General features: G+C 41.0%; 21 protein-coding genes and 1 pseudogene. 13 read left to right on the top strand and 9 right to left on the bottom strand.

What is annotated here, in order from left to right; translation table 11 throughout:
• Positions 1 to 355: 355 nt before the first annotated feature.
• Positions 356 to 1,882: a hypothetical protein gene (locus EQO05_RS13935; protein ID WP_128507515.1), complete on the top strand. Its 1,527-nt coding sequence runs from the start codon at positions 356 to 358 to the stop codon at positions 1,880 to 1,882.
• A gap of 169 nt (positions 1,883 to 2,051) precedes the next feature.
• Here EQO05_RS13935 and EQO05_RS15665 read toward each other — a convergent pair whose 3' ends face one another.
• The gene (locus tag EQO05_RS15665) at positions 2,052 to 2,219 is read right to left on the bottom strand and encodes a hypothetical protein (protein ID WP_164888570.1); all 168 of its coding nucleotides are present in this window, start codon (positions 2,217 to 2,219) and stop codon (positions 2,052 to 2,054) included.
• A gap of 447 nt (positions 2,220 to 2,666) precedes the next feature.
• On the opposite strand from EQO05_RS15665, the gene EQO05_RS15660 reads away from it, so the two are divergent.
• Entirely contained in the window at positions 2,667 to 2,807 is a 141-nt protein-coding gene (locus EQO05_RS15660) for a hypothetical protein (RefSeq protein ID WP_164888569.1), read from the top strand.
• 271 nt (positions 2,808 to 3,078) lie between these two features.
• Here EQO05_RS15660 and EQO05_RS13930 read toward each other — a convergent pair whose 3' ends face one another.
• Both EQO05_RS13930 and EQO05_RS13925 read right to left on the bottom strand, forming a co-directional pair.
• Positions 3,079 to 4,380, bottom strand: a complete 1,302-nt coding sequence (locus EQO05_RS13930; protein ID WP_128507513.1) for a phenylacetate--CoA ligase family protein — start codon at positions 4,378 to 4,380, stop codon at positions 3,079 to 3,081.
• Between the two features lie 395 nt (positions 4,381 to 4,775).
• Entirely contained in the window at positions 4,776 to 5,009 is a 234-nt protein-coding gene (locus EQO05_RS13925; protein ID WP_164888568.1) for a hypothetical protein, read from the bottom strand.
• A gap of 244 nt (positions 5,010 to 5,253) precedes the next feature.
• Between EQO05_RS13925 and EQO05_RS15655 the strand changes: the two genes are divergently transcribed.
• Positions 5,254 to 5,397, top strand: coding sequence for a hypothetical protein (locus EQO05_RS15655; RefSeq protein WP_164888567.1), 144 nt, complete (start codon positions 5,254 to 5,256; stop codon positions 5,395 to 5,397).
• 541 nt (positions 5,398 to 5,938) lie between these two features.
• Complete coding sequence (locus tag EQO05_RS13920) at positions 5,939 to 6,124, top strand: hypothetical protein (RefSeq protein ID WP_128507510.1); 186 nt, start codon at positions 5,939 to 5,941, stop codon at positions 6,122 to 6,124.
• Positions 6,125 to 6,527: 403 nt separating this feature from the next.
• On the opposite strand, the gene EQO05_RS13915 is transcribed toward EQO05_RS13920, so the two are convergent.
• Positions 6,528 to 6,758: a hypothetical protein gene (locus EQO05_RS13915; RefSeq protein ID WP_128507508.1), complete on the bottom strand. Its 231-nt coding sequence runs from the start codon at positions 6,756 to 6,758 to the stop codon at positions 6,528 to 6,530.
• Between the two features lie 1,324 nt (positions 6,759 to 8,082).
• Between EQO05_RS13915 and EQO05_RS13910 the strand changes: the two genes are divergently transcribed.
• The gene (locus EQO05_RS13910) at positions 8,083 to 8,709 is read left to right on the top strand and encodes a hypothetical protein (protein WP_128507506.1); all 627 of its coding nucleotides are present in this window, start codon (positions 8,083 to 8,085) and stop codon (positions 8,707 to 8,709) included.
• Between the two features lie 502 nt (positions 8,710 to 9,211).
• On the opposite strand, the gene EQO05_RS13905 is transcribed toward EQO05_RS13910, so the two are convergent.
• Positions 9,212 to 10,489 carry a hypothetical protein gene (locus EQO05_RS13905; protein WP_128507504.1) on the bottom strand — a complete coding sequence of 426 codons (1,278 nt, stop codon included), beginning with the start codon at positions 10,487 to 10,489 and terminating at the stop codon, positions 9,212 to 9,214.
• A 300-nt stretch (positions 10,490 to 10,789) separates the two neighbouring features.
• Here EQO05_RS13905 and EQO05_RS16155 point away from each other — a divergent pair.
• The 3 genes and pseudogenes from EQO05_RS16155 to EQO05_RS13895 form a co-directional block, all read left to right on the top strand.
• Positions 10,790 to 10,990, top strand: a pseudogene (locus EQO05_RS16155) (DUF3795 domain-containing protein); the annotation flags it as partial.
• 45 nt (positions 10,991 to 11,035) lie between these two features.
• The gene (locus tag EQO05_RS16035) at positions 11,036 to 11,185 is read left to right on the top strand and encodes a hypothetical protein (protein ID WP_240664728.1); all 150 of its coding nucleotides are present in this window, start codon (positions 11,036 to 11,038) and stop codon (positions 11,183 to 11,185) included.
• A gap of 164 nt (positions 11,186 to 11,349) precedes the next feature.
• A complete protein-coding gene (locus EQO05_RS13895; protein WP_128507502.1) occupies positions 11,350 to 11,964 on the top strand; it encodes an NnrU family protein in 615 nt (204 codons plus the stop codon).
• A gap of 184 nt (positions 11,965 to 12,148) precedes the next feature.
• On the opposite strand, the gene EQO05_RS13890 is transcribed toward EQO05_RS13895, so the two are convergent.
• Positions 12,149 to 12,574 carry a PKD domain-containing protein gene (locus EQO05_RS13890; RefSeq protein WP_128507500.1) on the bottom strand — a complete coding sequence of 142 codons (426 nt, stop codon included), beginning with the start codon at positions 12,572 to 12,574 and terminating at the stop codon, positions 12,149 to 12,151.
• A 511-nt stretch (positions 12,575 to 13,085) separates the two neighbouring features.
• Between EQO05_RS13890 and EQO05_RS13885 the strand changes: the two genes are divergently transcribed.
• From EQO05_RS13885 to EQO05_RS13870, 4 genes are all read left to right on the top strand, one after another.
• Positions 13,086 to 13,565 (top strand): trypsin-like peptidase domain-containing protein, encoded by a 480-nt coding sequence (locus EQO05_RS13885; protein WP_128507547.1) that lies wholly within the window; start codon positions 13,086 to 13,088, stop codon positions 13,563 to 13,565.
• Between the two features lie 353 nt (positions 13,566 to 13,918).
• Complete coding sequence (locus EQO05_RS13880; protein ID WP_240664721.1) at positions 13,919 to 14,413, top strand: serine protease; 495 nt, start codon at positions 13,919 to 13,921, stop codon at positions 14,411 to 14,413.
• 158 nt (positions 14,414 to 14,571) lie between these two features.
• Positions 14,572 to 14,844, top strand: coding sequence for a DUF1294 domain-containing protein (locus EQO05_RS13875; protein ID WP_128507499.1), 273 nt, complete (start codon positions 14,572 to 14,574; stop codon positions 14,842 to 14,844).
• A 702-nt stretch (positions 14,845 to 15,546) separates the two neighbouring features.
• Entirely contained in the window at positions 15,547 to 16,512 is a 966-nt protein-coding gene (locus EQO05_RS13870; RefSeq protein WP_240664719.1) for an inositol-3-phosphate synthase, read from the top strand.
• A gap of 132 nt (positions 16,513 to 16,644) precedes the next feature.
• On the opposite strand, the gene EQO05_RS13865 is transcribed toward EQO05_RS13870, so the two are convergent.
• The 3 genes from EQO05_RS13865 to EQO05_RS13855 all read right to left on the bottom strand — a co-directional run bounded on the left by EQO05_RS13865 (position 16,645) and on the right by EQO05_RS13855 (position 18,874).
• On the bottom strand, positions 16,645 to 16,929 hold the full coding sequence (locus EQO05_RS13865; RefSeq protein WP_128507495.1) for a ferritin family protein: 285 nt from the start codon (positions 16,927 to 16,929) through the stop codon (positions 16,645 to 16,647).
• Between the two features lie 198 nt (positions 16,930 to 17,127).
• Positions 17,128 to 18,273 carry a sorbosone dehydrogenase family protein gene (locus tag EQO05_RS13860; RefSeq protein WP_128507493.1) on the bottom strand — a complete coding sequence of 382 codons (1,146 nt, stop codon included), beginning with the start codon at positions 18,271 to 18,273 and terminating at the stop codon, positions 17,128 to 17,130.
• Between the two features lie 22 nt (positions 18,274 to 18,295).
• The gene (locus EQO05_RS13855; protein ID WP_240664717.1) at positions 18,296 to 18,874 is read right to left on the bottom strand and encodes a mitochondrial ATPase complex subunit ATP10; all 579 of its coding nucleotides are present in this window, start codon (positions 18,872 to 18,874) and stop codon (positions 18,296 to 18,298) included.
• 181 nt (positions 18,875 to 19,055) lie between these two features.
• Here EQO05_RS13855 and dinB point away from each other — a divergent pair, with 181 nt between their 5' ends.
• Positions 19,056 to 20,159 (top strand): DNA polymerase IV, encoded by a 1,104-nt coding sequence (gene dinB / locus EQO05_RS13850; RefSeq protein WP_128507541.1) that lies wholly within the window; start codon positions 19,056 to 19,058, stop codon positions 20,157 to 20,159.
• The last annotated feature ends 91 nt before the right edge of the window (positions 20,160 to 20,250 follow it).

Genomic DNA, 20,250 nt, shown 5'->3' with positions numbered 1-20,250 from the left:
CTCCTGTATCGAGCGTAGAGGTGCCTCGAATCTAAGAAAGGGATTCTTTATGTTCTGCTGGCTGACAAATAGCAAATGAGCTAAACTAAAAGTAATGCTGAAAAAAGAAGATAGTCAGGAAAAATATAGGCATTTAACAGATCAACTATCCAAGTTTGGTTAATGCATTACCAAGGTTTATAATATATTTAATGATAATTATAATATCGGCCGCAAGGGTTTACACTTAATTTTCAGAAAAACAAAAGCATATTGTCTTGAAGATGTTAAAGAGGCCTTCTCTTTTTAAATATAATTCTTCTTTTTTAAATGTGATCCTTTGCGGAAGTAGGTAGAGATTTGGGGGATATGGTACATGAAAAATCGTATACTGGTTATACTACTTGGCGTTTTGTTCATATTGTCAATGGGAACTGCCCTTGCACAGGATATGGAAGCAAATGACTCGGAGGCAAATGATACAGAGGCAAATGACACAGAAACTTTTCAACAGGCTTTAGAACAGGATGGATTTACCGTACAGGAAGGTGAACTGGGTTACTTTGATTTAATCGGGTTATTAGAGAAAGGAGTATTGCCTTCTGCATATGGAAACAATCCCACCACAAAATATGTGGCATATTTTGTTCCGGCACCAGCCGGTTCTGAAGTAGATGAACGGGTTTCTAAACTAACAAGTACGCTCGGGATGAGCGGGAATACGACTCCGATCTGGAAGCTTCGTCCTGATGAAGCTGTTGTTTTTATAGGAAGAACACCGCCGGAATGCAGGTACTTCAGCTTCGACCATTACATAATGCACAGGACAGTTGGGAACGAGAGAGGATGGCTTTTTTCAAACATAGCGGATACAGTGAACAACCGTGTTATCAAAACCGAGGGCACTCCAGATGGGTCATCCGGGAATCCTTTCAATCAAACCACGGTAATTATCATTACGGCTGACAGAGGCATTGATCAACGCATCCGGGCTGCTGCCCAATTCGCGGGGTATTCAGGCAACATAACCAATACCCAGGTGCTTCCATCATCCATATTAAACATGGGCCTGGAGAATGATTCCGATACATTTGCCGCATTTGTCCGTCCAGCCTTATTCAATGACACGCAGGCTGGCGAGGATTACATCAATAATACACCTGCAACTGTTCTCAGGATTACTCCCAGCAATACTACGGAACTGGACCCGTATGATTATCCTGAGCTAAGGGTCCGTGGAACCGGGCAAACAGAGTTTGAGCTTATGGATGATCTTGAAGAGCTGAGGATTGCGATCTTAGAAAGATATAACGAATCAAATGCCACAGAACTTCCGACCAGTCAGGCAGTTCCTGTAGGGAGTGATGCTATTCAGAGAGGAATCAACGGTGTAGGTCCTAACAACGATGCATGCTATCTATGGACAGCAAACCAGACTGCCTCTTCGCCGACACCTCCTTTCTTTAACACCTCGGAGTATTATCCTTTCCTGCGAGACCCGGCAGTTACTCTGGGCAATGATACCAATGAGTTCATAATCGTCTATGGGGTCAACCATGTAGCCACAGGAAAGGCGGCGTACTCAAACTTCGCAATATACGGAGCGGATGTGTGGAACGGCGTTAGAGCAATAACTGACGAAGATTTCAATGGATCTGCTGAGGAATACCTTCCTGATAATCCTAACGCGAAGTACCTGTATGTCTACAAGCTCGCCAGGAACTGCAGTGAAGGTGATCAATATTGCTACGAAGTTCCTTACGGTATGGGAGTTCATGGCATAGAACCGGATCAGCCGCTTTTCATTGGCTGGAGGGCTTACCTGGAAAATACAACAAAAACAGGACCAGCCTACTCAGAAATCGTGTATGATAGGGCTATAAAGTTCGATCCAAAGAGTTAAGGTAAAAGGAAATGGAATATTGAGATGGACTGAAGCTCTGCCTAATATATGTAGCCTGTAAGCCCATCCCTTTATTTTTATATCTATGAAACTTACGCGCTTGAGGGACAAAATCAGATACATAGGGGTCGAGTCTAAATGTTTGTTCCGGAAACCCGAAAGTTCAACTTTAATGAGCTCTCAATTCAACTGCGTAAGTTCCATTAACTATTTCCCTAACACTCTTTTCCTGCCTATTCTCATAGTAATAAAAAATGTTGCTGTTACCATCAATACCCTGAATGAAAACTCCATGGGCATTGCTGTTAGTTTCTTTAGCTAACGAAATAAGATCCATATAACATCATGCATATCCTATGACATCATGCATATCCTATGACATCATGCATATCCTATGACATCATGCATATCCTATGACATCATGAATATCCTATGACTCTTGTAAGCTTTAAGACGGATAGAAGGGTTATAATGGGCTTGAAATTTTTTACGCCAAACTATTTTTGAATTAAAAACAATTTTTGGTATAATTTATTTAATATAATTTATGCTATTACTATGTGTTGGAGTTGGGACAGAGCCGGGGTATCACCAATCAAATAAAAGAACCTCCTGGTCGCTATCCTTCTTCGAATCAATGTGCTTGGGGGAGCATAATATTCGAAGGGGCTGTATTGGGGGATACAGCAGGATAACCCTCGGGGTTTCTTTTGGAATTACTTTTAGAATTATATGCTTTAAAAATTGTTTATTCATTTAAAAATATAAACTTAAGGGGTTATTCATGAAACATCTAAAAATATGTCCAAAATGCAACGCTAACCTTAAACTGCACTCAGACAGCGAGACCCAGTACTGTGACATTTGCAGCTACTGGACAAAAGCAGGTACGGCAAGGCTTGATTCAATAATGATTTATGGATGAAAAGGAAATTTTATATTTTTGATCTTTTTGATATATTATTTGCTAAAATCTGGGATTTTTTGCTTTTTTATGAAAATTATGTAAATGCCTCTTTTCTGCATACAATTTGGAGGAGCTCCAGGTTCTGAAAAGTAGTTCTATCTATCCTACCGGCTGGATAGTAGAAAAGAAAGTAAGCTAGAAAGCTGTTGAAAAAGAATAATTAAAAAGAGGTCGAAATGTCAGGAAATGAGTTCTCCCTGACAATTGTTGACCGGGGCTGCCCTGCGGTTTAGAGCTGCGGGCGCCTGTCGATGATTCTTTTTGCTTTGCCCGCGGTTCTTTCGATGCTGCCTTTTTCAAGGAGTTCGACGTTTGTGCGGATATTCAGAACGGCTTTGAGTTCGTGCTGGACATGGTCCTGGACGGCTTTGAGGTCTTTGAGGTCGCCGGTAAAGGCGTTGTCTTCTAGTTCGACTTCGATTGTGAGTTCATCGAGCATGTGTTTGTTGCGGTCGAGGATGAGCTGGAAGTGTTCGCCCACCTGCGGGATCCGGGAGATGACGTCCTGAATCTGGGAGGGGAAAACGTTGATACCTCTTACTATCAGCATGTCGTCGGCTCTGCCCATGAGGCGGGAGATTCTTGTGGTGGTTCTGCCGCAGTCGCATTCGGACTCAAGAAGCTTTGTCATGTCGCCTGTGCGGTACCGGATATTGCAGAAGCCTTCCTTGTTTATGGAAGTGAGGACAAGTTCACCTTTTTCGCCTTCCGAGACCTGCTCTCCGTTTTCGTCAAGGACTTCGACAAGGAAATTGTCGTTCCAGATGTGCAAACCGTCCTGTTCCTGACACTCGAAACCGATTCCCGGCCCGAACATCTCAGACAGACCGTAGCAGTCATAGGCTTTGAGGTTGAGCCGCTTTTCAAGCTGTTTTCGTGTGTTTTCCGACCAGGGTTCCCCGCCGAAAATGGCAGCTTTTAAGGAGAGTTTGTCTATTAGGTCGAGTTCCTCAGCCGTTTCGGCAAGGTAAAAGGCATAGGAGGGTGTACAATGCACCGCCGTTACCCCGAAGTCGATCATCATCTCAAGCTGCCGGGCGGTGTTTCCGGTTGCAGCTGGCACGACCATTGCGCCCATCCTTTCAACGCCGTAATGGAAACCCAGCCCGCCGGTAAAGAGCCCGTAATTCATGGAATTCTGGATCGTGTCGCCTGCCGAAAGCCCTATCATTGTGAGGTCTCGGGCAATCAAATCCGACCAGGTCTCAATATCCTTTGCCGTATACCCGACGACTGTGGGCTTTCCGCTCGTGCCTGAAGAAGCGTGGATCCTTACTATGTCTTCTTTCCTGGCAGCAAAAAGCCCGAAAGGATAGTTTTCCCGAAGATAGGCTTTCCGGGTAAAAGGCACTTTCCGGATGTCTTCGAGGGTTTTAACGTCCTCGGGAGTGACTCCGGCTTCCCTGAACTTCTGCCTGTAAAAAGGAACATTTTCGTAGACCAGCTTCAAGCTCTGTTGAAGTCGTTTAAGCTGCAATCTTTTCATTTCTTCGGGATTCATAGTTTCGTATTTCGGCTGCCAGTATTTCATTAACAGAACCTTCTTTTTTATTTGTGAAACCCTTCTAAGGTCATAAAGTTTAATATATGGGTGCCATGCGTCTGCATGTCATGATATATTGAATAATCTAATCAGTAATATAAAATGTTTGGAAAAATCCTTCTGTACTGTAACCGTTACTACATATAAACGTTGTTGAGATGAGAAGGGGCTTGAGTGAGAGGCTTGGAGATTCTAATGTTTTCTTTCATCAGGAGAGGAATAAAGAATATGGGTAGACTTAGAAATGACCTGGATATAACTTGGAAATAACTTAGAAATGAACTGGATATAACTTGGAAATAACTTAGTAATGACCGGGAAATAACTTAGAAATAACTTGGAAGTGACGTTAAAATAATTCAATAATACAGGAAATTTCTGTATCAGGCGAATGTGGACATTTTCCTTATAACTATATATTCATATATCACCGCCACCAGCCAGCCAATAGCCGCTCCCAGCTGAATCCAATCTCCTGAGATTCTGTATAAGTTTACAGTGAGCAGGATGTTAAGAACTGAAAGTGCCATTACAAGGACATGTAATTTCTTCTCTGAGCGTGCAGTGACTTCTATTGTTCTCCCCTCTTTCTTATCTTTATTTCTCATCCTTTTCAATGTATTTCTATGCTTAACTCCTTTTTTCTGGCTCCTTTATCAGTAGTGCCAGAATCTTTTGTTTAATCTCTTTTATCTCAGTGAAAGTCCATGGCATGGCTGAGTTCAAAGGCTGTCTCCCAATACTATTTGCTTCCTCCTTTAAATCAATTATCTCAACCTTCAAATTTGTATAGAATTATCAAAAAATAGTTCCAAAATATATAAATAGAGTGTGTCCTTCTTTATTGTATGGAGGTCACACATGGAGAACAATATAGAAGAAGTTGAGAGAGATTTCATAGAATTCAGAAAAGAAATGGAAGAGGAAGAACACACAAAGAATGAAAAACAGTTACCAAAAAATCAAGGTTTTGCAGGAAATGGTGAATTAACAGTCAAAGAATGACCTGACTTTTTCCTTTACAGTCTTTTCTGCCGTGAGCTTCGAAGGCATTGGAGTCTGTCAAAGGCAGCCATTTTCAACCCGGGCTCTCAAGACCTGCGGCAAGCAAAATAAGAAACGACAGAAAGCCAAAGCCTGATGACAGCCGAATTAAAATGAATTAAAATGAATTAAAACGAATTAAAACGAATTAAAACGAATTAAAATGAATTAAAACGAATTAAAACGAATAAAGCAGAATCCTTCAGCAACTTGGTAAGATCAAGTTATCAGCGTAAGATTCAGTATAGAAGATTCAGTTATATTATACATATGTCGGTTCCATACTTCCTTTCCAAATTATGATATTAGTGACATTTTTATATAAATGCACGGGGCTATATATTGATATTCCTTAGAATAAATACTTCTTTGTAAGATATGTATATATATTGTGAGTTATATATATGTACTGCTCATAGAGTAGCATTTTTAGTTTTATAGATTTTTGATTGATTACGACTACGTAATATTGAAAAATAAAAGCTTAGTTCAGGAGCATTTTATGGAACTTATGGATCAGTCGATAAATTTCAGGCAAAAAAACTTAGTAATAAAGTCTCTCCGATATATGGAAAGACATAAAAAAATTAATCAATATTGCGACGAATTCGGTAAAAACTGGACTGAATTATCTTTTGATGAGGCAAATAATTTGATCCGGATGCTTGACAAGATGCCTTGGCAGTAACTCTTTTTAGCGTTTGTTCACTCTTTTTTATTGAGATCCAGACAGGTGAATTCAATATCGGAGAATTTAAAACCATAAAAAAGCTTATTGGGGTTTAAGGGGGTTTAGTTCAGAAAGGTGTGCCATACATGAGTATGGCAACATCGTCAAAGTGTCACGCACAGATGCCGGCATTTTTTCAGATTCTATATACCGTAAAGAGTTAGAAAGAAGTTGAACAACATCCAGGTCCTATCCCTTCACACTAAATTATTGGGATATAGATTATAGGAAAACTCAGAACTACTTTGTGGGATTAATGCACATCCTCTTTTTCAAAAGCAGCCTAACTAAAAGATGAATATACTTTTTAGAGTGTTTTCTGGAAAGAACAAATTAAAAAAGAGAAATTTAAGGTATTTTATTAATACCTGATCGGTCTAGAACCATATCTTGTACCGGTTCTTTTTTCGCCTTCTTCTTTTCCTTCTTCTTTCCCTTCTTCTTGCATTCTGGATCCGTGCATTTTTGTTTTAAATCCTTCTACTCTTGTTTTAAGCCCTTCTGCTTTTGTTTTAATGCCTTCTGCCTTTGATCTGAATTCTTCTGTTTTTGCTCTGGATCCTTCTACTTTTGATTTGAATGAACTGCACAAGCAGCAGCCTTCTCTGCAGTGCGAGATGCGTATATGTTTCACAAGGCAGGCAAGCCCTACGATGGCTAAGATATAAACTACTATTTTCTTAAGCGTATTCATAGTAATCCCCCAAATCTATTATTGTATTTTATTGTTTATGAAGTTAATTAATTCATAAAAAGATAAAGCTTTCGTCTATAAAATAACTTTGATAATATATATTTAACCTTTGACTATTTATTATCCGATTAATATGCCATCAGCAATGTCTGAAGATCACAGATTATATTGAGTGCCCGAGCAACCAGGTGATATTGACCGGTGATATCACGCCCTACTAAAAAATTTAGAGGTTCGAATCTTATAAGTCGCAGTATGTAACAGGTAATAGGTATCTTAAGAATGCAACATTATGGTAAGAGCTATGCAAAATCATTTTTTAAGGAGTTATCTTTCAAAAAATCAGTGTGTAATTTCTGGGGTTCAAGGTTTTAAAAGGCTCATTGCAGTTTTTCATAACTTCTTGATCAGGTTTCCCTTTTCCTTTCCCGCGTCTTCCTTTCCTGGGCTGCTGAAGGGCTCTTCTTCTATTCCCCGCGTCTTTTCTTGCTTCTGTGTTCTTCACCAGGCTTGCCTATCTGCTCGTCCTTTCACCTATTTAATAAAGTGTCTTTAAATAAACTCATTCTAGAGGTTAGCTTGCCCTCCAGAAACCAATTTTTCCCAAGCTCTAACCCTCTGAAAAATGGCTGCTTAGGGTAAAAGGCTTAGCGCTTTTAGCATTTTGCTTCATATAATGCAAAGTCCCCTTGGAGAACCCCAGTTTTTTTCACTCAACATACGAGATACTTAGGATTTTTTGCCTAATTTCTTGAGAATCAACCTTCAAAGCCCCAAACTCAGGATTAATAAAAACAAGTCTTCTGGTTTTTTCTGTTAAATAATGGCTTAGCTCTCTAGTTTTTGTGAGTTAAATAGACCCCCAGGTTGTTTGCTTATCCCCATAATCTAAATTTCTGTTCAACATGTTAGAAAACTTGTCAATTATTTTCTTTTCTCCAAGCTATTAACCTCAAGTTAGAATTTTCAGTTACAATGGACTTTTCTTGCCTTTAATACCATCTTTACTGACTGAGAATAATAAAATCTAACTCGCAAAACTTTATAAATAATTTGATACACCTTGAAATATATTATTTTTTAGATTATTCATATTAATTGGCGTAAATATAATCTAAAGCAAGGATATCAATCGAATTGAGATCAGAAAGGATAAAAATGCCTTGATAACTATTTATATTGATTTCCTGCTTCGTAGGAACAGTTGTTTAGGATGGTCTATATGAAAAAAATGATTATTGGTTTAGTTTTAGTTCTTGTGATTCTCTTTAGTGGATGCGTCACGATGTCATATGATGCGAAGGTGAACAGCAGTGGAGGAATTGAGGAATACAATATGACAATGGATACAAATTCATATGTCTATTCTGCGCTAAACTCACAGATGTTAGAAGAAGACGGAGAATCACTGAGAGACGGTGTCATTTCTAACGGAGGGGAGTATAAGGAAGTGTGGGACGGAGACAAGGTGGAAGTACAAGTCAGCGGATTAACATCTGAAAATGCCTCTGTAGAAAAAGACAAGGATTACATAGTGTATAGAGACCAAATTGGCACATTGGGCGATTATGACGAGAATGAAGAAGACGAAGAAGATCTTTTTGGTATGAATGAAGCTATGGACTCTGCCATACAAATTCACTACTATTTGGAGATGCCGAATGAAATTATTGATTCAAATGCCGATTATATCGAAGGAAATAAGGCTGAATGGCATATGCTTAATTCAACGTCGATAAGGGATGTATATGCAAAATGTGAAACCCCTTCTTTATTACCTGGAATGGGATTATTGAATTGTGTAATTATATTTTTGATTATGGCATTCATAGTAAAAAAGAAGTTTTAAGGTTATATATCTAAATTGTCTCTTGAAATTTAGAATATCTATTAAATATCCTAAAATATATTTTTTACTTTTTTAGCTAAGAACCTGGAGATGTAAATTTCATCACATTCCTATCTACAGATGGATTGCTATCTACTACTTATAAAGTTGATAAAAATACTGTACTTATGTAGAATTCAGGGTAAAAAGCATATTACCCCTGAATTCTGTTTATAACGTAAAATTCCTTTTTAAAAACCTAATTTTTTAATTGGAATAAGAAATTTTCACAGCTTTTTGCCTTATTTTTTATAAACAGCCTCTCAAAACCAAAATTCCGGGATAACAATATTAAAGCAAAGCTGCCCATAATTTAGCATTATATTTACCATCATAGGTCCCCTCGTGAAAAATAAAATTATAATAAAAATAAGAAAACTTAAAAATTAAAAAGTAGCTGTGACAGGACTCTGCAATAATTAAAAACCAGCCCTGTCACCTGCTCATAATTTTCTTAAATCAATTATTTCTCTGAGTCCTTGAAACTTACCGTGTAGGTAAAACCGCTGGTATTTTTCGGGAGGATTGAAAGTTCCCAGGCTCCGATTGCTCCGGGTACTTCATAGGTTTCAGTGTATTGTTTACTGCTGTCATAGATTGGATTATCTTCTATTGACCAGATTGGGAAGTACAGTCCCTGAGCGTATACGCTGCCGCCTTGAGCTGTTTCTACATGGGTCAGGTTAACAGGGCTTGAGTTGCATTTCAGGTTAATTTCAAAGGATGGCTTTTCCTTTTCAGGGGAGATGCGCACCGCTGAATTTGGGTCATAAATATCGGTCGAAACTTTAATCGTTATCGGGTCTGTGTTTTCAGTGTTAAAGGTTTCTACATAAGGAACGGAAAGCGGTTTATTAACCGTAAAGCTCAGGCACAGCTGCGGCAAGGATCCATCGTTTGCTTTTCCGTCAGCGTTCATTTCTACGAAACCGTCATAAGCTCCGCTCGCATTGTCGGGAACAGGAACACGGATGGTCATATTTGTGATTTCGCCGGCTTTTATGACCGAAGGTGCGGAAACTTCTATCAGGTCACCACTGAAAACGGGTTCTCTATACGGATTTGGAAACATAACATTTTTCGTTACTTTCGGGTCGATAGTGACATCTTTGCCTGCCACGTTTTTGACTTTTATCTCGTATACATATTCCTTTCCCGGGTCAACATTATCGAAAATGGAGCTTGTCTGAAACTCAAGCTTCGGAGGGACAGGCACTGAGATCCCGAGACTCATTACATTGACGTACCGGGAAGTGCCGTATTCTTCAGGATATACGTCATCTGTAAAGACTATCTGGGCCTGATATTCTCCACTGTTTGCATCCTCAGGCACATTTACTTCAACCGCAAAGTTCTGCTCTGCGCCCGGACCTGCATTCACGTTTGCCGGGGAGATCGTAATCCAGCTTTTGTCGAGGGGGTAAAAACTGCCAGGCACACCCATAACTTTAGGGGCTACATTGAGCTTTTTATCACCTTTATTTGTGAAACTGACATTGAAGGTCTCACTGTTACCCGGCGTGAGATACACAGAATAATAGGTCGGGTTTATTGAGTGTACGGTGTAATCTTCGTAGTCTGCTACCGGTTTATTGACAGCAGAGTTGTCACAAATTCCGTTTTCGCAGGTAACGTTTCCGGTAAGCTCATCAGGCTGAGCAAGTGCAGCCGGTATTAACGCCAGGCAAAGTAATAAACTCAGGAATTGGAATGCTGATTTTAATGCTGTATTTCTACTCATATTTCTGACTCCTTTCATTTATTCATGAGTATTATTCATGAGCAATCCTGAAACTCGAAATGACTTCTCTAAATCCCGTTTCTTAAGTAACTGATCGAGTTTCCGAATTCCGGATTTCAATCGCTTATTTCACACTCGATCGAATCCCAGACTTTACAACTTCTAAACATATATAATTTTTATGAAAAATCTCTAACAATTAACACATTAATCAAGTTTATGAAGAGTCGGAATTAAAATTAAGCAATGTGATAGAATTATTATCAGAACAGATACTCATTATAAAAGGGGTAAGATATTTTGAATGAAATTCTACTCATCGCTCCCTGCGGAATGAATTGTTGCATTTGCACGGCTTACTTAAGGAAGAAAAATAAGTGTCCCGGCTGTAGAATTGACGCTCGTAAGCCTGTTACTCGCGTCATATGCAAAATAAAAACGTGTGAAACTTTAACAAAAAACAGGCTAGCATTTTGTTTTGATTGTGAAAAATTTCCCTGCAATAATCTAAAACATCTGGATAAAAGGTATCGTACCAGATACGGTATGAGTATGATTGAAAATCTTGAAAGCATCAAAAAACTGGGTACAGGAGAATTCCTGAAAAATGAAAAAATAAGATGGGCGTGCCCCGAATGCGGCGGCACGATCTGCATTCATAAAGGTTATTGTTATAACTGCGGCAGAAAAGTTTGAACTCAAAATTTTACTTTTGGGCGTTTGTCACGCTCTAATTCATGAAATATTATAGTCCACATCAATTACCTGAACTTCTACTAATTTTAAGTCGCTATAAGTAAACTTTTCATACTGGTGTCTGAATATAATCTACTTAAATAAAATAAGGAGGACTGCTGGAACTGGTTTCTTCCGTAATTATCCCTGTGCTTTCTCTGGTGACATTTGCAGGAATTCACAGCCTGACTGCGAGCCTGCGCTTCAAACGACTTCTCGTGCGGGTTCTGGGGGACTGGGCAGACAGGCTGTATCTGCCGGCATACAGCCTCGTCTCAGTGCTGACGATCTTGCCGCTTATGTATCTTCTTTACAGAAATCCGGGACGGGTTCTCTACAAAGTGCCTTCGCCCTGGCGCTGGCTCATGATCTGCGGGCAGTTGATTGCCGGGCTTCTTGCCCCGGGGGCTTTTCGGGATGCTCCCCACCGGTTCAAAATCCGCTCGCAGCTATCCGGTCCGCAGGTTTCCGAAGCGGGCGGCTCCCTGAAAATCCGGGGCATTTACAGGCGGGTAAGGGATCCCTTTTTGCTTTCGGGGCTGGTAATGATCTGGCTCACTCCGGTTATGACCGTAAATCTGCTTATTATATACCTTCTGGCTACCATCTACCTGTTTCTTGGGTCCCTGCACTGGGAGACAAGGCTGGTTGCACAGTTCGGGGACGAATACAGGGAGTACCGCAAGCGGGTTCACAGGATAATTCCCGGATTAAAAGGGAGTTTTAAGGAATCGGATTAAAACCGGAGCATTGGCTCTGGAGAATTATTCAAAATTTAAAGGTGCCATCTCAACTGAAGAATGTAGCTAAATTAATCTAGCGTTAATGGTTTGATTTTAAAGAAAAAGCAAAACAAAGGATTTTATTAATATAAAAAACGGTCTATAAAATTAAAAATGGTAAGTAAACTTTCTGCTTACCAAATTATTTAATGACAATATTCTTATGAACCCACAACTTTCCAACAAAACCTTTACACTTGATAGTCATACAGCTAATATAAAAACCCGTCTTTTTATACTTATGTACCGGATTTTTTAGTGCTGGAGTAATTTTTGTTCCCTGGAGAGAAGTTCCATCTCCAAAGTCCCATCTGATATATGTCTCTTTACCTCTTGAAAGATCCTTAAACTGTACGATTCGCGGATCCTTTGAGATAGCTACCGCCGTGTAATCAATGCGATTATTTCCACTGGATATTCGAGCCGTCGCCGGTGGAGTTCCTGAACCGAGAGGAGTCGGGGTTACAATACATTTTCCATAGGCTCCTTCAGACAATAAAGTCAGTATCATTACTACGGTGAAAACGGATAATGTTATTTTCCATATAGACTTTCTATTGTTTTCCATTCTTTCCCCCTGTTTCTCTTTATTTTATCCGGGAAAACCCGTAAGAAATACAGGAGAAATTATCTTATAAACATACTTATTTTTGAGAAATTAAATAAAAAACATGATGCGAGTTTAAAGCTTTATAATGCTTTACCTTCCCATTTGAAAGACTCAAACATTATTAATTTTTTTAAAAGATTTCTCAATCCCTTTATGCTTAAATATAAGGATTATAAGAAGGTTATGTAACACCAGAACTTAAGAAATTTCCTTTTTTCCGGCAAGAATCGATAAAACTTCCACAATTTACTTCAACTCCATTTATTTCAGATATCTGGCTATAAAGGCTTATGAAAAAAGCAGGTGGCTCTTTTTACTACAATGGAAATAGTGTATTGCTGATGCCTGTCAAACTGCTAGCGAATTCTCAGTCTAATATATAAAGCTAAATATAATTAAAATCTAGATTTAACTGAGAGGCGGAAACCCAGAATCAGGTCAGAAGGATATTGGCAGGTTGATGCAAGCTATGATAAAATCAGGAGGTTCTTTTTTCTATAAGGGAAAACGCTGCACTGTCGGAGCGGTTATCTCGCTCAAAGAAGTGCTTTACCTGGTTACGGTTTCTCACATTTTCCGGAAGGAAGGAGAATACATAGTAGTTGATGGGATGATACTCCCGGTCACGAGCATTCTAAGGAATTATGATTTAGCCCTGATACGGCTCCCTCCTGACAGCGTGGTTGAAACCACTGAGCTTGGTAACGCATCCGAGCTGGAGCAGGCTGAGCTTATTAATGATATTCACGCTATCAAATGCAGGGTAGTGAATGCCGGAGCCTCTTTGCTTTATCTGGGCTTCGGATGCAGTAATATGCCGGAGCCGGGAGATAGCGGTTCTCCCATCCTTCAGGCAGGGAAAGTGATAGGGTTCATATCCTCGATAACGCTGGACACCTGCATGGGAACTGCAATCTCATCAAGAATTCTCCACAATTTGCAAAGATAACGAAACCGAAAGTAAAGGCATCATACTTCCGGATTCTAAAACATAACTGCCAGGGTAAGAGGATATCACCTCTGGCTTTCTGGCTACATGAAACATTTCATGCAGTGTAAAGTTCCTTTAGAAAACCTTAACTTTCTGCGGTTAGAATAAGAAATTCTCGCAGCCTTTTGCCTTATTTCCTGCAGATTATCCTTTAAACCCCAGATGCGGCTAACGAAATCAACCTTCTGGTCTTTTTGATCCGCCAGCGAGCTATTTATCAGCCTGATACATAATGCTTAATATGATTGAAACCCGGTTCACCATAAATCCCGGAAATCCATAAACCATGCCCGTCCTAAAATAGCAGGTTGATGAAGCTCATGATAAAAGCAGGCAGTTCTTTTTTCTACAACGGTAGACGCGGTATTACTGGCGCGGTTATCTCGCTCAAGGGAGTGCTTTACATGGTCACGATTTCTCACATATTCAAAGGGGAAGGGGACCGCCTTACAGTTGATGGAACGAGACTTACCGTTACCCGAATTTTAAAAGATCATAAGTTAGCCCTGATAAAACTCCCCTCAGAAAGCGAGGTTGAAATTACGGAATTTGGCAGCCCTGGGGAACTGGAACTTGCCGAGCTTATTAATGACACCCGTACTATCCATTACTGCAGAGTGGTTAACTCCGGCTCTTCGTTGCTTTTCCTGGGCTTCCGATGCCATGATATGCCTGCGCCTGAGGACAGCGGCTCTCCTATAGTACAGAAAGGGAAGGTAATAGGGATAATGACTTCGGCAACCCTGGACACCTGTATGGGGTTTGCGGTTTCTTCAAAAGTTCTCCGCAGCCTGGAAGGACAATAAACTGTTTTTATTTCTTTTTTATTTTATTTTTATTTTATTCTTTTTTATTTCTGTTTTATTCTAGTTTTGTTCCAGTTTTATTCTGCTTTACTTTGCTCTTCAACTTAACCGGATGAAACATCACAGTCTTTAATTATTATTAAGGACAATCCTTTCCCATGACAGAAATTGTATATCTCCTTTTCCCTGTTTTTTATGCTGTTCTTAATGCAGCTTCTTATATTCTGTACGGAATGGATAAATTCAAGGCAAAACAGGCGAGGTGGAGGATTTCTGAACAGAGTTTACTGATTGCTTCTCTCTTCGGGCCTATCGGGGCACTGATAGGAATGCAGCACTTCAGGCATAAGACCCGGAAGCCTATGTTCAAAATTCTTGTACCTGCCTTTACAGGACTTCATCTTATGCTGGTGCTCTGGATCAATCTTTAAGCCTAAATTATTTGATCTCAGGGTGAATCGGCTACAAAACGAGTGCGGGAACGAGGGAAAATACCCCCGGGAAAGAAAGGAAATAAGCCTTAAAAGGAGTTCACAGATTAACATTATTTTTATTTTTTGTAAAACGTTTTTTATAGTATTTTCTTCATACAATAAGAGGCATCACAGTTTTCATTCCTTCACCATTCTGAGAATATATTCTGAAACTGGTTTTGAAAACTGTAGATTGGGGAAATTGGGAAAGCACTAATTAAAGTGAGTATCTGAATAAAGTGAGTATCTGAAACAATATCAAAATCAATATTGAGGTAGATATACAAAATCAATATTGAGATAGATATCAGAATCAATATTGAGATAGATATCTGAAATCAATATTGAGATAGATATCAGAATCAATATTGAGATAAATATCAGAATCAATATTGAGATAGATATCTGAAATCACTATTAAAATTCAATATTCATAGCAATATTCAAAATTATATTTCGAAGCAATTCTTAAAGCAAAATTTTATACCATTCTATTTTGAGCTTATTGGGGGAATACCAGCGGCAGGTAAAGACAGGATAAAAATAGCCATTGCAGGAGTAGGGAACTGCGCAAGCTCACTTCTGCAGGGGATCGAATACTACCGGAAAAAGAAGGACGCGGATTCGTTTGGCCTTATGCATTGGAATCTTGGGGGCTACTTGCCGTATGAGATTGAAGTGGCAGCAGCTTTTGATATCGACCGAAGAAAGGTGGGAAAAGATGTGTCGGAAGCGATATTTTCACTTCCCAACTGCACAACGGTGTTCTGCCCGGATATCCCGCCGGCAGGGACGAATGTGAAACTCGGGAGGGTGCTGGACGGCTGTTCCGACCACCTTGCGAATTACCCTGAGGAATGCAGGTTTTTACCGGTAGATGGTGACGGCGCGACAAAAGAGGAAATCGTAGTTGCTCTGAAGGACTCGGGAGCCGAGATCCTCCTGAACTATATGCCGGTGGGTTCCGAACAGGCTGCCCGCTTCTATGCCGAATGCGCCCTTGAAGCAGGCTGTGCTTTTATTAACAATATGCCTGTATTTATTGCGAGCGACCCCGAATGGGCAAAACGTTTCGAAGAGAGCAAGCTCCCTATTATAGGTGACGACATCAAGTCCCAGCTAGGGGCTACCATTGTCCACAGGATGCTTGCAGACCTCTTCAGGAAAAGGGGAGTAAAACTGGAGAGAACCTACCAGCTTAATACCGGAGGAAATACCGATTTCCTTAATATGCTTAACAGGGAAAGGCTAGCCTCGAAGAAAGAGTCAAAAACCGAAGCCGTCCAATCCATACTCGAAAACAGGCTTGAGAGCGGAAATATTCATGTTGGTCCAAGCGATTACGTTTCCTGGCAGAAGGACAATAAGGTATGTTTCCTGAGAATGGAAGGAAAACTCTTCGGGGATGTGCCCATGAACCTCGAACTCCGGCTCTCGGTTGAGGACTCTCCGAACTCGGCAGGCGTGGTTATCGATGCCATTCGATGCTGCAAGCTGGCTCTTGACAGGGGAAAAGGCGGAGTCCTTCATCCGCCTTCGGCATATTTTATGAAACATCCGCCTGAACAGTATCCCGATACTGAAGCATACCGCATGACTGAAGAGTTCATTGCCGGAAAACTGTGAGAGAAACAGAGGAAAAGGATTCCTGAAAGAAGGCTTGAATTAAAAAGGGTTGAAAATAAAAACGGACTTAAACTTAACTCTACTTACTAAAAAATATAAAGTGAGATCCGAGGCTTGAAGGAACCAGAGGAATTATTTGGACAGCACTTCTTCCGCGTCTCTGGCTCCGGCTTCGACCTCTTCCTTGTGCTGAGGGTCAAACTGAAGCAAGAGAGCCTGAAACTCTCCAATATGCGTTTTTTCCTCTCTTGCTACATCCATTAGCACGGCTTTTACGTTCGCATTTTTTGTTAAGTTTGCCATCTGCTCATAAAGGTTTATAGCATCAATCTCGGCGACGATTGCGGCTCTGATAATCTCTTTATCAATATCTCCTTCAGATACGCTTTTAATGTCTACGGGTATTTTTGATAACAACTTATTCCCCCCGCTTACGTATATGAGGATATAAAATAAATGTTTTTACCTGATCCGGCAAGCTTTCTCATGGTCTTAGCCAGATAATTACCTGCTGAGCAATCTTACTGGCTCCCATAAGATACCTTATGGCACACGGATCAGGTATTGCAGGATGTTCGGATAACTCTTCAGGTCAGCATTTTCAATGTTTCTCGATTAGCTATAGCTGATCCTGTAAATTGCGTTATTCTTATCATCCGAAACAAGCAGGGCTCCATCAGGCATTACAAGGACGTCCACAGGTCTTCCCCAGGCTGCAAGCCCCTGGAGCCAGCCATCCGCAAAAGGCTCGTAACTGACAGGCGTTCCGTTCTCTAATCTGACAAGGGTAACCCTGTATCCTATTGGAACTGTTCTATCCCATGAACCGTGTTCGGCAATAAAGATCTGGTTCCTGTACTCTTCAGGGAACATTGTACCTGTGTAAAAAGTCATTCCAAGTGAAGCCACATGCGGGCCCAGTTTCATCTCAGGAGGTGTGAACTCCGAGCAGTTCCTGAGTTCCCCGAATTCCGGATCAGGAATATCTCCCCCGTGGCAATAGGGGTAACCAAAATGCATTCCCTTTTCAGGTGCCAGGTTGAGTTCATCCGGAGGTATGTTATCCCCAAGACCGTCCCTTCCATTGTCAGTGAACCATAATTCTCCGGTCTCGGGGTTCCAGTCATAACCGACGGTATTCCTTATACCTTTTGCATAGATCTCAAACTGGCTCCCATCGGGTTCCATTCTCGTGATTGTTCCGTACCGCTCGTCTTCCCCTTCCTTATTACAAATGTTGCATGGCACTCCTACAGGCACATACAGCTTTCCATCAGGTCCGAATTCGATATATTTCACGCCGTGACGGCGGTCGGAAGGAAAACTATCATTAACCACAACGGGCTCGGGTGGATCCTCAAGCCTTGCCTCGATATTATCATAGCGAGTTATCCTGGAGATCTCAGCGACATATAGCGAGCCGTTCCTGAATACCACCCCATTTGGCGAATCCAGGCCCTCAGCGAGCACAATTACATTATCGGCTTTACTGTCATTGTTCCGGTCAGGGATTGCGTAAACTTTTCCCGCATCCCGGCTTCCTACAAAAAGCGTACCGTTCGGGCTCACAGCCATTTGTCTTGCATTCTCTACATCCTGTGCGTAATAATCAATGGAAAAACCAGGCGGAAGCTCTATGCATTCCAACCCTTCTCCATTCTCACGACACTCCCCAATAGGTACGGTTCTGAGGACGGCATAAGCCGCGAAAATAAGTACAATCGCAGCAAAAACCCCAAATATTATCTTTGATCCTTTCATTTCCCCACCATCTTGAAATTAGCTATTGTACGAGAGTCTCTGCACTCTCAAGAAGCTTTCTTTCAGTATCAGGTCTTGCATGCCCCTTCCCTTTCCAGCGGATAATTCCCTTCTGGTCCAGCAAAAAGACATAGGCAAGATTCGTATCTTCTATGCCGAGGCTTTTCTGGTAGCCGGAATAATCTCCGTAAAAAGTGACCACATTGTCGTGTTTCTCTACCGGAATTCCCCCTCTCATTCCTGAGTCAATCACCCAGGAGATAACCTTCCAGGCTTTGTTTATCATCGGAATCTCATAGACCGCAAACCTGCTGTCTTTTCCGAATCTCTGCTCAAACGGCTGAACCCAGGAATCAATCATGCTCTGGGCATTGCGCACAAAGGCAATACATATAAGTGTCACCTTTCCACCAGTCGCTTCCGAAAAGGTTACAACGTTACCTGCAAGTGATTTTGATGTGATCTCCGGAAATGGTTGTCCTACGATATTTTTTTCGATTTTTTCAGGACTTGCTCCCGGCTGGCTAATAGACTTTTTCTCCGAATATGCCAGTTTTTCTGAAGTAACCTGTTTTAAATTCTCCTGCTCTGCTTTAATCAAACTCCCCCATTTGAAACCAGAGAATAGGATTGAAAAGGTTATCTTAATTGTATATTATTGTCCCAATTATATAATACCGGCTTTGTAGAAATGCCTTTTTAAACATATTTTTTGGATTATGTTAATACTTTCACCCGACTTCCTCAAACCTTTTCTATATGTTTTATCCTATCTCAGGGTAATGCCTGTCTCCAGTTTGAAAATTAATGCTCAGGAAAGGCGGATTACTTTCCATGCGGATATGGACAGCTTTTTTGCGTCAGTGGAGGTCAGGGAAAAGCCGGAACTGAAAGGGCTGCCTGTAGTTGTGGGCTCTGATCCTAAAGGGGGTTCGGGAAGGGGCGTTGTAAGCACCTGTTCGTATGAGGCGCGAAAATACGGAATTCATTCCGCAATGCCTATCTCACAGGCTTACAGGCTCTGTCCGGATGCGATTTTTTTGCCTGTGAACATGAAACTGTATGCAGACGTTTCTGTAAAAGTAATGGAGCTTTTAAAAGGATTTGCAAGTAAATTCCAGCAGGTCAGCGTAGATGAAGCCTACCTTGTGCCTGGTCCCGAGATCAGGAATTTTGAAGAAGCCGCCCTTTACGCCCTCAGGATAAAAGACGAAGTCCAGAAGCAGGAAGGAATTACCTGCTCAGTCGGAATCGGGCCGAACAAGCTTATTGCAAAAATCGCATCCGGCTTCCAGAAGCCTGATGGGCTTACCGTGGTCAGGCCAGGAGACGTAAGAGAATTTATTTTCCCATTGCCGGTCTCAAAAATTCCAGGAATAGGGGAAAAAACGGCTGAGATCCTGGGATCAATGGGAATTTCCAGGGTGGAAGAACTTGCAAACTGTGATGTGCAGCTCCTCTCGGGAAAATTCGGAAAAATGGGACTTCGCATAAAGCAGCTTGCAAACGGCCTCGATTTCGGCGAAGTCCGGGAAAAAGAAAGCGTGAAATCCATAAGCAGGCATGGAACCTTTGCTGAAGACACAAATGATCCTGTAAAGATTGCCGGATCTCTCAACTTGCTTATAGAAAGCGTGCACAATTCCCTCCTGAAAAACCACTTCCTTTTCAAAACCATAACCCTTACCGTACGTTTTGAAGATTTTTCAACTTACACCCGCTCAAAAACCGTCCCGATCTGGACCTCGGACCTCTTTGTAATCAAAAGAACTGCCATCCAGCTTCTCTCGGAGTTCATAGGCGGCAGAAAACTCAGACTTATAGGCATAGGCGTCACAAAACTCCGCGGAAAAGACGAAAAGCAAACCCTGATAACAGACTTTTAATGCAAGCCTTTTACAAAAAGGCTTGAGCGAAAACTTTTTCAAAAAAAGTTTTATCAAAAACGCATGCTTTATCGAAACCGGCAAAGCGGCG

Source organism: Methanosarcina sp. MSH10X1, assembly GCF_004099695.1.
Taxonomy (GTDB): domain Archaea; phylum Halobacteriota; class Methanosarcinia; order Methanosarcinales; family Methanosarcinaceae; genus Methanosarcina.
The sequence above is the reverse complement of the archived record's forward strand: the minus strand, read 5'-3'. Positions and strand labels throughout refer to the sequence as shown.

Coding starts and splice junctions, on each gene's coding strand:
- EQO05_RS13935 (WP_128507515.1), top strand. CDS start 356: ATGAAAAATCGTATACTGGTTATACTACTTGGCGTTTTGTTCATATTG.
- EQO05_RS15665 (WP_164888570.1), bottom strand. CDS start 2,219: ATGGATCTTATTTCGTTAGCTAAAGAAACTAACAGCAATGCCCATGGA.
- EQO05_RS15660 (WP_164888569.1), top strand. CDS start 2,667: ATGAAACATCTAAAAATATGTCCAAAATGCAACGCTAACCTTAAACTG.
- EQO05_RS13930 (WP_128507513.1), bottom strand. CDS start 4,380: ATGAAATACTGGCAGCCGAAATACGAAACTATGAATCCCGAAGAAATG.
- EQO05_RS15655 (WP_164888567.1), top strand. CDS start 5,254: ATGGAGAACAATATAGAAGAAGTTGAGAGAGATTTCATAGAATTCAGA.
- EQO05_RS13920 (WP_128507510.1), top strand. CDS start 5,939: ATGGAACTTATGGATCAGTCGATAAATTTCAGGCAAAAAAACTTAGTA.
- EQO05_RS13910 (WP_128507506.1), top strand. CDS start 8,083: ATGAAAAAAATGATTATTGGTTTAGTTTTAGTTCTTGTGATTCTCTTT.
- EQO05_RS13905 (WP_128507504.1), bottom strand. CDS start 10,489: ATGAGTAGAAATACAGCATTAAAATCAGCATTCCAATTCCTGAGTTTA.
- EQO05_RS16035 (WP_240664728.1), top strand. CDS start 11,036: ATGAGTATGATTGAAAATCTTGAAAGCATCAAAAAACTGGGTACAGGA.
- EQO05_RS13890 (WP_128507500.1), bottom strand. CDS start 12,574: ATGGAAAACAATAGAAAGTCTATATGGAAAATAACATTATCCGTTTTC.
- EQO05_RS13885 (WP_128507547.1), top strand. CDS start 13,086: ATGATAAAATCAGGAGGTTCTTTTTTCTATAAGGGAAAACGCTGCACT.
- EQO05_RS13880 (WP_240664721.1), top strand. CDS start 13,919: ATGAAGCTCATGATAAAAGCAGGCAGTTCTTTTTTCTACAACGGTAGA.
- EQO05_RS13875 (WP_128507499.1), top strand. CDS start 14,572: ATGACAGAAATTGTATATCTCCTTTTCCCTGTTTTTTATGCTGTTCTT.
- EQO05_RS13860 (WP_128507493.1), bottom strand. CDS start 18,273: ATGAAAGGATCAAAGATAATATTTGGGGTTTTTGCTGCGATTGTACTT.
- dinB (WP_128507541.1), top strand. CDS start 19,056: ATGCCTGTCTCCAGTTTGAAAATTAATGCTCAGGAAAGGCGGATTACT.